At 47.8% G+C, this 12,562-nt stretch carries 12 protein-coding genes; 11 read left to right on the top strand and 1 reads right to left on the bottom strand.

All coding sequences use genetic code 11. The annotated features are described in order from the left end of the window. The first annotated feature begins 322 nt into the window (after positions 1 to 322). From ABEW32_RS09260 to ABEW32_RS09290, 7 genes are all read left to right on the top strand, one after another. A complete protein-coding gene (locus ABEW32_RS09260; protein WP_430186770.1) occupies positions 323 to 1,072 on the top strand; it encodes a YveK family protein in 750 nt (249 codons plus the stop codon). Further along, on the top strand, positions 1,053 to 1,730 hold the full coding sequence (locus ABEW32_RS09265) for a CpsD/CapB family tyrosine-protein kinase (protein ID WP_430186772.1): 678 nt from the start codon (positions 1,053 to 1,055) through the stop codon (positions 1,728 to 1,730). The genes ABEW32_RS09260 and ABEW32_RS09265 overlap by 20 nt, the downstream gene beginning before the upstream one ends. A gap of 84 nt (positions 1,731 to 1,814) precedes the next feature. After that, a complete protein-coding gene (locus ABEW32_RS09270) occupies positions 1,815 to 2,513 on the top strand; it encodes a sugar transferase (protein WP_430186774.1) in 699 nt (232 codons plus the stop codon). A gap of 34 nt (positions 2,514 to 2,547) precedes the next feature. After that, the gene (fcl, locus tag ABEW32_RS09275) at positions 2,548 to 3,486 is read left to right on the top strand and encodes a GDP-L-fucose synthase (RefSeq protein ID WP_430186776.1); all 939 of its coding nucleotides are present in this window, start codon (positions 2,548 to 2,550) and stop codon (positions 3,484 to 3,486) included. 20 nt (positions 3,487 to 3,506) lie between these two features. Continuing rightward, positions 3,507 to 4,496, top strand: coding sequence for a GDP-mannose 4,6-dehydratase (gene gmd, locus ABEW32_RS09280; RefSeq protein WP_430186778.1), 990 nt, complete (start codon positions 3,507 to 3,509; stop codon positions 4,494 to 4,496). A 125-nt stretch (positions 4,497 to 4,621) separates the two neighbouring features. Next, positions 4,622 to 5,965 carry a flippase gene (locus tag ABEW32_RS09285; RefSeq protein WP_430186780.1) on the top strand — a complete coding sequence of 448 codons (1,344 nt, stop codon included), beginning with the start codon at positions 4,622 to 4,624 and terminating at the stop codon, positions 5,963 to 5,965. Continuing rightward, positions 5,952 to 7,220, top strand: coding sequence for a hypothetical protein (locus ABEW32_RS09290; RefSeq protein ID WP_430186782.1), 1,269 nt, complete (start codon positions 5,952 to 5,954; stop codon positions 7,218 to 7,220). The genes ABEW32_RS09285 and ABEW32_RS09290 overlap by 14 nt, the downstream gene beginning before the upstream one ends. Before the next feature lie 45 nt (positions 7,221 to 7,265). On the opposite strand, the gene ABEW32_RS09295 is transcribed toward ABEW32_RS09290, so the two are convergent. Continuing rightward, on the bottom strand, positions 7,266 to 7,478 hold the full coding sequence (locus tag ABEW32_RS09295; RefSeq protein WP_430186784.1) for a hypothetical protein: 213 nt from the start codon (positions 7,476 to 7,478) through the stop codon (positions 7,266 to 7,268). Between the two features lie 445 nt (positions 7,479 to 7,923). Here ABEW32_RS09295 and ABEW32_RS09300 point away from each other — a divergent pair, with 445 nt between their 5' ends. From ABEW32_RS09300 to ABEW32_RS09315, 4 genes are read left to right on the top strand one after another with little or no spacing between them, the layout of a single operon-like run. Continuing rightward, a complete protein-coding gene (locus tag ABEW32_RS09300) occupies positions 7,924 to 9,138 on the top strand; it encodes a glycosyltransferase family 4 protein (protein ID WP_430187041.1) in 1,215 nt (404 codons plus the stop codon). Next, positions 9,135 to 10,376: a glycosyltransferase family 4 protein gene (locus tag ABEW32_RS09305; RefSeq protein ID WP_430186786.1), complete on the top strand. Its 1,242-nt coding sequence runs from the start codon at positions 9,135 to 9,137 to the stop codon at positions 10,374 to 10,376. The genes ABEW32_RS09300 and ABEW32_RS09305 overlap by 4 nt, the downstream gene beginning before the upstream one ends. Further along, positions 10,351 to 11,163 carry a WecB/TagA/CpsF family glycosyltransferase gene (locus ABEW32_RS09310; protein WP_430186788.1) on the top strand — a complete coding sequence of 271 codons (813 nt, stop codon included), beginning with the start codon at positions 10,351 to 10,353 and terminating at the stop codon, positions 11,161 to 11,163. Before ABEW32_RS09305 ends, ABEW32_RS09310 begins: the two co-directional genes overlap by 26 nt. A gap of 53 nt (positions 11,164 to 11,216) precedes the next feature. Further along, entirely contained in the window at positions 11,217 to 12,557 is a 1,341-nt protein-coding gene (locus ABEW32_RS09315) for a UDP-glucose dehydrogenase family protein (RefSeq protein WP_430186790.1), read from the top strand. The last annotated feature ends 5 nt before the right edge of the window (positions 12,558 to 12,562 follow it).

Here is a 12,562-nt window from a genome sequence, read left to right on the forward strand (position 1 = left end):
TTTCCTCCTGAAGGCAAGGTTAAGAAAGGTAAAAAGAGCAATTTTACGCTTGACAAGATACAATTTGTATCATAAATTAATTATGTAGGTTACATAACGTATCTGTATTTCATAGTTTTCACTTATATCTTCATTAATATACCCTAAGAGGCCACCGATGATTGAGCATTCTGTGCTTATTCGCTGGCTAGACCTTCTATGCGCTATTATACAACATTTTACTATAGATTAGAGGGTCATGCATCGTTCTTTTCCCGTTATGCAGAGGATCAGTACAAGCGTTATTGCATCGAAAACAAGTCAAACAGGGAGGACTGGTCTTGTGCAGTTGAAAGAGTACATCCGTTTGATCCGAAAGAGAATGTGGTTGATCAGTAGTATCGTACTGCTGGTGTGCGCTGTAGTAGGCATAAAAAATGTATATTTTACCCCGCAGGTTTATGAAGCTACCGCAAAGCTCATTATCAACCAGACGCCACGACCGGATCGTGCAGGTGTCGTCGATTACAGTGTCGTACAAACGAATATAGCCTTAACAAACTCCTATAAGCAAATTATGATCTCCTCGGCGATTATGGATCAGGTGGTCGCCAGCTTCCCCGATCTTAAGGTTACTCCGTCAGCTTTGGCGCAAAGATTAAGAGTAAACACCGCAGGTGATTCACAGGTCATGGATGTTACAGTGCGCGACTTATCATATACGAAGGCTGTGAAAACCGTCAATGCGGTAGCCAAAGTATTCAAGCGGCAAATTCCCTCTATCATGAAAATGGACAATGTCACCATTCTAAGTGAAGCCAGCCTAAATGATCCAGCCATTCCCGTGAACAATAATCCCGCTATTCAGATTTTTATAGCTTTTGCCATTTCTTTATTGCTAGGAATAGGCTTAGCGTTTTTGCTGGAGGTATTGGATGATACATTTAAGAATGAAGAGGATATTGAAAAAGAACTTGGCCTGCCTACCCTATCCCTAATTACAAAAATGAAAAAAGAGGATAGACGCTCTGACAGTTCTACTACAACTCCTAAACAGGTAGGTGAGGGACAATATGCCGCAATTAATCAATAATCAGCTCGTTACATCCTTACATGCTCAGTCTTCCGTTTCGGAGGAGTACCGCATGCTTCGCACCAACATCCAGTTTTCTTCTATAGACGAGCCGATTGAGGTGATGATGGTGGCGTCCGCTCAAGCGGGTGAAGGCAGAACTGTCACGATTAGCAATTTGGCTGTAACCTATGCACAAGAGGGGAAAAAGGTGCTGGTTATGGACATGGATCTGCGTCGCTCCTCTTTGCACCATATGTTTGGTTTGCGCAATCATACAGGACTGACACGGGTTCTTGCCAATCAACAGACCTGGCAGGATGTGGTTCAGGAAACCGGGATTGATCATCTGCATGCAATCACAGCTGGACCGAATCCACCCAATCCGTCCGAGATGCTTAGCTCCCGTAGGATGAAGGCCCTGCTGGTTGAGCTAAAAGAGCATTATGACGTGATTCTAATGGATACGCCTCCACTGCTTTCTTTTCCGGATGGACTCATTGTAAGTGCCATGTGTGATGGTGTCATTTTGGTAGTGCAGGCAGGGAAGGTCAAAAAGGATGTCGTTAAGAAGGCAAAGGCAAATTTGGAAAGGGTAAAGGCGCGCATTCTGGGGGTAGTGCTCAATAACGTGAAACGCCGCACCGAGCGTGGTATGGAAGAACGCAATCTGACATGAATAAATCGGAGGAAATAAAAGTATATAAAATTCTTATAACAATTAATTAGTGATATTTATTAATAAGGAGCGAGGTGATGAGACGTGTCTTCTTCCCGCTCGAACGAGGCCGAAGTGTTGGGCGCGTCAGTGGATGTATATTCGGTCGCTCATGGGCTTGAACGACGACAAGGATGGAGTGTATATCCGTTTGTGAAGCGAAGTATGGATATAATATTGTCTTTTATTGGAATCATCGTACTGTGCCCGGTATTTCTGCTCGTCATTTTGTTGATCAAGCTGGAAGATCCCAAAGGTAGTGCATTATTTTATCAGATTCGTATTGGTAAACATGAGCGACCATTTCGTATGATCAAATTTCGTTCGATGGTGTCTGATGCCGAAGCCAGATTGTCTGCACTGCTGGTGGAAAATGAAATTGAGGGGGCAATGTTCAAAATGCGAGACGATCCCCGAATTACCCGTGTGGGTCGATTTCTTCGCAGAACGAGTATCGACGAGCTGCCGCAACTCTTCAATGTATTGCGTGGGCATATGAGCCTTGTAGGACCCAGACCCCCATTACCAAGAGAAGTCCATGATTACACCATGAGGGATAAGCTGCGTTTGACGGTTACACCGGGCTGCACCGGACTATGGCAGATCAGCGGTCGCAATCATCTAAGCTTTGACCAGATGGTAGAACTGGATTTGGAGTACATATCTAGACGCAGTTTCCGCACGGATATGATCATCATGTTGAAAACATTTCGTGTGCTGCTGGGCTCCAAGGATGCTTATTAAAGTCAATTTTAATAAAGAGGGGTAGGAGAGAAGGATGGAGCTTCATTCCAACATCTATGTGGCAGGACACAATGGGCTGGTGGGTTCCGCTATTGTTCGAGCGCTTCAGAAAGCGGGATATTGTCATATTACTACTCGCACAAGCCGTGAACTGGATCTGCGCAATAAAGAGGCCGTAGATCATTTTTTTAATACAGAGCCTGTGGATTATGTATTTCTGGCAGCAGCCAAGGTAGGCGGAATTTTGGCAAATAACGAATATCCAGCCGATTTTATCCGTGACAATTTGCTTATACAAACGAATTTGATTGATGCAGCATATCGGAAAAACGTAAACAAGCTGCTATTCCTGGGCTCTACCTGTATTTATCCCAAGTTTGCTCCGCAGCCGTTGCGAGAAGAATATCTGCTTACAGGTGAGCTTGAGCCTACCAATGAGGCTTATGCGATTGCTAAAATTGCCGGAATCAAAATGTGCCAGTCCTACAACCGTCAGTATGGAACCCGTTTTATTTCGGTGATGCCGACGAATTTATATGGTCCAGGTGACAATTTTGATCTCCAAACCTCTCATGTGCTGCCTGCGCTGATCCGCAAGTTTCATGAGGCTAAGCTGAATCACTCTCCGACTGTAGAGGTATGGGGCTCCGGTACGCCCCGCCGAGAATTTCTTCATTCGGATGATTTGGCCGATGCCTGTCTATTCCTGATGAATAACTATGAGGAAGATGAGATTGTCAATATTGGCGTGGGTGAGGATATTTCCATCCGTGAGCTGGCTGAGCGAGTCAAGAATGTAGTCGGCTATGAGGGCGAAATTACTTTTAATACATCCGTTCCTGACGGAACGCCGCGTAAGTTGGTAGATGTATCCCGGATTTCCGGGCTGGGCTGGTCGGCGCGTATTTCACTAGAAGAAGGATTAAGGTCTGTGTACCAGGCGTTTCAAGGTCTGGATCTGGTTGAACAATAATTAACAGTGGGGGAATTGGAATGAAAAAAGCGCTGATCACAGGGATTACCGGGCAAGACGGGTCTTATCTGGCTGAGTTGCTGCTGTCCAAGGATTATGAGGTGTATGGGATGCGCAGACGAACCAGCACACCGAACTTTGAAAATGTATCGCATATTCAAAATGACATTCACTGGCTTTCCGGTGATATGACTGATCTGGCTTCGCTGATCGAAGCCGTTCGTCAGTCTGACCCGGATGAGGTCTACAACTTGGCCGCTCAATCCTTTGTAGCTGCCTCATGGCCGCAGCCCTTGGCTACAGGGCAAATTACAGCGTTATCTGTCACCAACATGCTGGAGGCGGTTCGGATTGCCAAACCGGAAGCACGCTTTTATCAGGCGTCAAGCAGCGAGATGTTCGGTAAGGTGCTGGAGACGCCGCAGACAGAAACGACTCCGTTTTACCCACGCAGTCCTTATGGTGTTGCCAAAGTGTATGGTCATTGGATTACTGTCAACTACCGTGAAAGCTTTGATATGTTTGCTTGCTCCGGTATTTTGTTCAATCACGAGTCGCCCCGCCGAGGGCTGGAGTTTGTAACACGCAAAGTGTCGGATGCAGTGGCTCGTATCAAACTGGGATTGCAGCAGGAGCTGCGCATGGGGAATTTGGATTCACTGCGAGATTGGGGTTTTGCAGGAGATTATGTAAAGGCGATGTGGCTGATGCTTCAGCAGGATCAACCCGATGATTACGTCATTTCCACGGGAGAAATGCATTCTGTGCGTGAACTGCTGCACATTGCTTTTTCTCATGTAGGTTTAAATTACGAGGATTATGTCGTGATTGATCCGCAATTTGTTCGACCAGCAGAGGTTGACTTATTGCTCGGCGATTGTGCCAAGGCGAAAGAAAAGCTGGGCTGGCGCTTGGAAGTCGGCTTCGAACAGCTCGTTCGTATGATGGTGGATACAGACTTGGAGCGTGTAAAAAGGCAGGCTGCAGTCGAAGCTTCTGTCGTTGTGTAAAAAAGGTGGAGAGACCGCCCGCCTGGCCGGGGGGTCTCTTCAGTGTATATGATTTCAGCTGCATCCACAGATCAACAGGTCAGAAGGCTATGTTCAAGGTCATTTTTTAAGATGGAGTAAAGCATATGACATTAGTCAAGAAACGTGCCAAACCACGCAGAAGCTTGCTGGTAAATACATCCTGGCTATTCGGAGACAAAATGATCCGTATGGTGTTTGGGCTGGCAGTCAGCATCATCATGGCGAGGGTGTTGGGACCAGAGGAATTGGGAAAATGGAATTATGCGGAATCCTTTTTTGGGATGTTCCTAATTTTCACGACCCTTGGCTTTGATTCTATATTAGTTCGCGATCTTGTCAAAGATCCCAAGGATGAGCACGAACTATTGGGGACAGCGGTTCTGCTGAAGTTGTTAGGTACTTTGGTAGCCATCGTATTGTCCTATTCCTTTATTTCACTGCTCAGACCGGAGGACAGCTCAGTACGGTTAATCAATCTAATCCTGGCTACAGCCTCGGTATTTCAGCTGTTTGATATTATCGACTACTGGTTCCGTGCACAGATGTTGTCCAAATATACGGTCGTTGCCAAGAATACGGCCTTTATCCTCGGTTCCACTGTCAAAATTATTCTATTATTGTCCGGTACTCCGATATGGACGGTGGCATTGTGTGCTCATGGTGAGTTTCTGCTGGGGAGTCTGCTGTTGCTGTATTTCTTCCATAAAGAAGGACAGCGTGTGAACAAGTGGACGTTCCGCTTCACCACTGCTCGGCGAATCATGAATCATAGCTGGCCGCTTATTTTGTCATCCTCCGCTGTATATGTACAGGCACGGATTGATCAGGTCATTATCGGTGAGCTGCTGGGGAATGCTGCGGTCGGGCAATACTCTGTTGCACTCCGGCTCATCGAAGTGCTGGGCTTTATTCCGGTCGTTCTAACGACAGCTTATGCCCCGGTGGTGACACGTTCCAAGCAGATAGGAAGCGATGAATACAGACGGACGTTGTCTAATGTGTATCGTCTGATGTTTATATGCTTTCTTGTGACTTCGGTTCCCTTATTTTTTCTATCCCAATGGGTAGTAGTTGTGCTGTATGGGAGAGAGTTCACTGAAGCAGGCTCGCTGTTGTCACTGTTTGCGATTCGTCTATTTTTCACCAATTTTAGTGTCGCCAAAAGCTTGTTTATCACCAATGAAAATTTGTTCAAATACACGCTATTGACCTCGGTGGTAGGTGCGGTTACGAATATCGCCTTCAACTACGCGCTGATCCCATGGCTTGGTGTTCGAGGGTCCTTGGTGGCGACGATCTTGTCCTTTACGATATCTGTATTTTTATTGGATTTGTTGTTCAAGGAAGTCAAAGCCAATTTGGGCTGGATGATGAAGTCAATCCTGACCTTCTGGCATGTTCATATTACAGTACCGAAAGTTGGAGAGAACAATCATGATACCCATTAAACCGTTCGTTCGGCATGAGGAACAGTGTCCGCATTGTGAAGGCACGTTGCGTGGTGGAGAGGTGCTGTGGCAGGGAATTCACGTATGTGTCAGCACTGTTTGCGAGGGTTGTGGACGTGAATATCTTGAGGATATGAGAGTCGGTCATGCAACGTATTCCCCTTATCGTGTAGAAATGCCTGACTATATCCTGACCGGTGATGTGAAGTCAAGAAAATGGCTCGGAGAGCCTATGCGGCAATCGTTGATGAATCCTTCCTATGATTTAGCAGTCGGCATGACCGTGCATAAAAAGAAAGCTTCTTCGCGTGTCATCATTATCAACACCATAGATTATTTGTACGGCCATGCGTTGCTCAAGCTGCTGAATGTTCAGCGCGAATACGAGCAATCGCCGGAAATGGGGATTATCGTTATTGTGCAAAAGTCGCTGGAATGGATGGTACCAGCATATGTATCTGAAATTTGGACGGTTGATGTGCCGTTCAGCAAGGCACGAAACTTTTATCCTATACTGCATCATCGCATGATTGAAGAATTGATGCGCTTTGATGAGGTGTACGTCAGCCCGGCATATTCACATCCCAGCCAGTTTGAAATCGAGCAATTTACAGGTGTTTCACGTTATGACGAGCAACGTGAGTCGAGCCCACGCATTACCTTTGTATGGAGGGAAGACCGCTTGTGGAGCGGTAGCCATCATATTGCCAGAGCGGTGCAAAAATTTCCACAGCTCAAACGTGGGCTAAAACCACTGATTTTTCATCAACGCAGCAAAATAATTGGACTGTTCCGCAGGTTGAGAGAAAGCTTTCCTGATCATCGTTTTACAGTTGCGGGACTTGGACGAACAGGAAGCTTCCCTGCATGGATTTCTGACGAACGTGTCTCACGCTTTGACCGGGAAAGTGAGCTGCGAGTATGCGAGGTATATGCAGCCAGCCGATTAGTTATCGGCATTCACGGCTCCAATATGCTGCTGCCTTCTGCACATGCAGGCATGACGATTGATTTGATGCCCAAGGACCGATGGGGAAATTATGCTCAGGATATTTTATTTCACGAAACGGATCATCGGCTTACAGCCTACAAATATCGCTTTGTACCGATGGAATCGAGCGTGACCTTGGTAGCGGATATGGCAGCCGCCCAGCTAAAAGGGGCAGACCATTTTAATATGCAGATGATGGAGGAAAGACAGCGGCAGGGGGAACATCCAAGCTGGAGGGGGAAGGCCGCTTCGGGACGGGTTTGATCTTCCGATCGCTGTTGACGTGGGATTCCTTGGTTTGAATAAGCCCTATAGAGGGCGGAATCCCACGTCAAAGGCGAACGCTGACGCTTCTTCAGATTCAAATCCTTCCCCTCCGCTACCCACCGCCGCCAAAAAGAATTTTCCCCAGCCCTTAAGGTGGGGGGAAGAGCCGTCTGGCGATAGCTTCGCCCTATCGCCGCGAACTTCACACTGGGCATGTATGCCAGTGTAATTAATGCTCTGTATCGTTCTTCTCAAGCTGAAAGAGCTTGATGAATAGTACTCACGGCAAGCAACAATCAAGCCTGGTTAAGGCATCTTGGTCAGCCTAGCGGTAGTATAGCTAGGCTTGCTTGTGAGCATGCCATAACGTGCCAAACTTACAAATTGTTTGACGAAATCACGCCCTGTATATATGTATTCGCACGCGTATATCGCGTAGCGATGGCATGTTATGCCCAGCATTCCCTTTTTTAAGATGGGGTGACTTTATGGAAACGGCGGTCAGCAGCGGAGTGGATGGAATCGTTCTGAAGAAGCGATAGCGTTCGCCTTTATCCCCGGATTTTACCCTTTAAAGGGTTTATATAAATCAGATGAAATCCGGGGATAACAGCGATCGGAAGAATGATCCATCCGCGTAGCGGACTCTAACCCCCGCGTGCCATAACTCACCCAATATGAAATGGCAGGAGCACTGATGATGATTCCAAAAATATTGTATCTTCGCAACTTTGCCAGCAAGGTGAATGGAGCCTCATACAATTTGCAGGAAGTCGGCTTGGGTAAAGCGCTCGTCCGTAAAGGCTACGATTGCGATATTGTTTACTACAATGATAGTAAGGAAACCCATTTGGAGCAGATCTACCGTCACGAAGGCTGTACCTTGCGCATTATTTGGCTGCACGGGTTCAAGTTTCTTAGCAACAGCATCTACAGGGATGTTCTCAAAGATTCTTTTCTAAAAGCTTATGACCTGGTCATTACTACAGAATACAACCAGATTATGACCTACCTGCTTTCCCGCAAATGCCCCGACAAGCTTGCGTTGTATCATGGCCCATACCGGGATAACACGCATGCGCTAATCCGCAAACTGTACGATGTTATGCTGCTGCCTAAGGTGACGAAGTCTCTACGTCGAACCTATGTCAAATCCGACCTCGCCAAGCGTTATCTGGAGAATAAAGGCTTTGACAACGTGAGAACGATCGGAGTCGGACTGGATCGCAGCAATGTAGAGAGAGGATTCAACAGTGACGACAACAGCGGAGCGCGTGAGGAAAACCGTGAGGTTGCGAATGAGCTGCGTCGGATCGGAAATCGCCCGGTGCTGCTGTATGTCGGTGTGCTGGAGGAACGAAGAAATATACGTTTTATGCTGAATACGTTCAAAAGAGTACTTCAAAAGCATCCTGGTTGCCTTTTGTTAATGGTTGGGAATGGACGGGAGATAGATACGGATCGTTATTGGGCATATGCCCAGCAACTGGGGTTGACGGATAGCATTATACATTTTCCAAGAGTAGAGCAACGTCATCTATGGCAGATCTACGGAGCGGCGGATGTGATGCTGTTTCCTACTCAATACGATATTTTTGGCATGGTGCTGCTGGAAAGCATGCTGTTCCGCGTCCCGATTATTTCTTCGGTGAATGGTGGCTCGGTCACCTTGATTGAGGACGGAGTGAACGGAGTGATGCTGAGAAGCTTTTCGGAAGAGGAATGGACGGGACGTATCGGCATGTTGCTGGAGGATGCTGAACTTAGACAAAGCCTGGCCGAGAAAGCATTTCTTACGCTCGAGCGTATGTCGTGGGATCGGATTGCAGGTGAAATCGTAAGCCAGCAACGACTCCAACCCATGAGCTCCAATCACGCTATGCAATCAACACAGGAAAGTGGGGCGGCCACGTGAGTCAACAGGTTAGCAGACGAATGACCCCGCCTGTAAGCAAAGTACTGATTATCCATAACTTTTATCAGCAAAGTGGGGGAGAAGACAAGGTTGTCGAGCAGGAATCGGCTATGCTGCGTTCCAGAGGAATAGAGACGGAGCATTACTATGTGCATAACGACAGCATTCAAAGTAAAGGATTAGCCAATATGGCTAAGCTGGCGGTGGAGGCAGCCTGGTCCTTCCCGGAATTCAAAAGGATCAAAGCGCTGCTTTTGCGGGTGAAACCGGATGTGGTACATGTGCACAACTTTTTCCCAGTTATATCTCCTTCGGTCTATCATGCCTGCAAACGGCTGGGGATTCCGGTTGTCCAAACCCTGCATAATTACAGACTGATTTGTCCGGCGGCAACTTTTATGCGCGGGAATGAGGTTTGTGAAAAATGCCTACACGGCACGCTGCTGCATTCCATCCGTCATGGATGTTACCGAGGCTCACAGCTGCAGACGATTCCGGTGGCGGCGATGATTAAATTCAATGAGCTGATCGGCACATGGCAGCACAAGGTCAGTCGCTATATCGCGCTGACGGAGTTTGCACGGGACAAATTTGCCGAAAGTGGCATTCCGCTGAACCGCATCGCAGTGAAACCGAATTTTATCCATCATCAAACGGTGAAAGCCAAGTATGACCCCAATGATCGTTATTTGTTATTCGTGGGCCGGATTTCAGTTGAAAAGGGGGTTCGCAATCTGCTGCAAGCCTGGTCACAGCTGGAAGATCGGGGCGGATTGAGACTGGTCATCATCGGAGATGGTCCGGAAAAGGCTAAACTGGCTGCTGCTTATCCGCAGGAAGATATTCGGTTTCTCGGCAAGCAGGATGGGGATGCGGTGCTGGACTGTATGAGCCGCGCCATGTATGTGATGGTGCCTTCCATTTGGTATGAAGGTTTTCCGATGACGATTGTAGAGTCCTATTCCGTTGGAACGCCAGTATTGTGCAGCCGAATCGGCGCACTGGAGGAAGTCGTGGAGGACGGGGTGACAGGTTTCCATTTTCAACATGATGATCTGGAAAATATAAAGTCTGTGATTCGCCATGCAGTAGCCTATGAGAACTATGCAGCTATGCGGCAGAAGGTGGCGGAAAACTATGCCGCGCACTATACGGAAGAAGTGAACGTGAAGCAACTGCTGGCGATATATAGCGAGGCCATGGAGGAATGTGATGATGAAGCAGCTGCCCCAGTATAGAGTCGGTAGGATTGCGAGCACAGATGTTGCAGCGCTGACATTTCAGGAGACGGTACATACGCTGGAGCAATGGGCAGTCGGACGAAAGGACAGCTATGTATGTATTTGCAATACCCATTCCATTGTCACCGCCGGGGATCTTCCCGAATTCCACGAAGCGCTCACTCAAGCTGACTTGTGTACTCCAGACGGTATGCCACTGGTATGGGCCCTCAAGCTGTACGGGTTTGAGCATCAGGATCGGGTGGATGGCCCCAGCTTAATGCTCAAGTTGTGCGAACGTGCGCCGCAAACCGAGGTGAGCGTATATTTTTACGGAAGTACGCCCGATACGCTGGATAGCTTAAAAGACAGGATAGGACAGGATTATCCTGGAATTCGTATCGCGGGCAGCTTTTCACCGCCATTTCGTGAACTTCAGCCAGATGAGGAGAAGCGGATCATTGAGGAAATCAATGCTTCAGGTGCACAGATCATATTCGTCAGTCTGGGCTGCCCGAAGCAGGAAATCTGGATGCATCGCAACAAGGATCGCATTCGAGGCGTGATGATTGGAGTAGGGGCTGCCTTTGACTATATTACAGGCAAGGTTCGCAGACCGCCGCTAATGATACAAAGGTTGGGACTGGAGTGGCTGTACCGTCTGCTCTGTGAGCCAAAGCGTTTGTGGAAGAGGTATGCCTATAACAATCCAATGTATATCTATCGTTTTCTCAAATCCTATCGGCATAATAAAAGGCTCACGCTCTATCATAATCGGCATACAGGAAGAGGCATAGAGAAGTAAAGCGGGGCAAAAGTACAGCGAAATTGAGACAGTATGTAAAAGGGGGAATTGCTTTGAAGCTATGTGTTATTGGTGCGGGGTATGTCGGACTGGTATCAGGAGTCTGTTTTGCCGCGCTTGGGAATACCGTCGTCTGTATCGATCAGAATGAAGATAAAATTCGTCAGTTGTGTGCAGGCGGGGTACCGATTTATGAACCAGGCTTAAAGGCTCTAATTAAAGATAATGTGGAGCAGGGCCGGCTGAGCTTCACAACAGATACTGCAACCTCGGTGCAGGCAGCTGATATCGTTATTTTGGCGGTAGGTACACCTTCATTGCCGAGCGGGGAAGCCAACTTGTCCTATATTGAAGAAGCAGCGTGCGAGGTGGCAGACGCCCTGAATGGCTACAAGATCATTGTTACCAAAAGCACGGTGCCTGTCGGAACGAACGAGCGTATTCAAAACCGCATTGCGAGTCGCACGAGCTATCCTTTTGGGATCGCTTCAGTTCCTGAATTTTTACGAGAAGGCTCGGCGGTCATAGACACCCTCCAACCAGATCGTATTGTCATCGGAGCTTCTGACCCGCATGTGGCGGCAGTGCTAACTACTCTGCATGAGCCGCTGACCACGAATATTTTGACCACAGATATCCGTTCGGCCGAGATGATCAAGTACGCGTCGAATGCTTTTTTGGCGACCAAAATTTCATTTATTAATGAGATTGCAAATATTTGTGAAAAGGTGGGCGCAGACGTTACACGTGTGGCACATGGTATGGGGCTGGATCAGCGGATCGGTTCCTCCTTTTTGTCTGCTGGTATCGGCTATGGTGGTTCGTGTTTTCCCAAGGATACGCAGGCTTTAATTCAAATTGCAGGCAACGTGGATTATGAATTTAAGCTGCTGAAATCCGTGGTAGAGGTGAATCAGGGACAACGTTTTAACGTGATTCGCAAGCTGAAAGAGGCGCTGGGTGAGCTGGAAGGAACAACGATTGGCATATGGGGGCTGGCATTTAAACCAAATACAGATGACGTAAGAGATGCCCCGGCGCTGGATATCATACAGTCGCTGCTGGAGGCAGGGGCGCACATTCGTGCATATGATCCGATCGCTACCGCTAACTTCCGGCGTTTGCTGGACAGCCCGGACATAAAGTGGACTGATAGTGCGCGGGAAGCGGCAGCAGAATGCGATGCATTGTGTCTTTTGACGGAATGGGAGGAGTTTGGTGAGGTCGGACTGGGTGAGCTGAACGAACTGATGAAACATCCCATTATGATTGACGGGCGCAATGTGTACAGGGAAGAGCAAATCAGACAATCTGCCTTTGCATACTATTCTGTCGGCAGGCCACAGATGAACAATCTGGATATAGATCGTCATCAGTCTGTAGTGAATCCGTAAAGGGA

Source organism: Paenibacillus jamilae (genome assembly GCF_050482105.1).
Lineage (GTDB): Bacteria > Bacillota > Bacilli > Paenibacillales > Paenibacillaceae > Paenibacillus > Paenibacillus jamilae_B.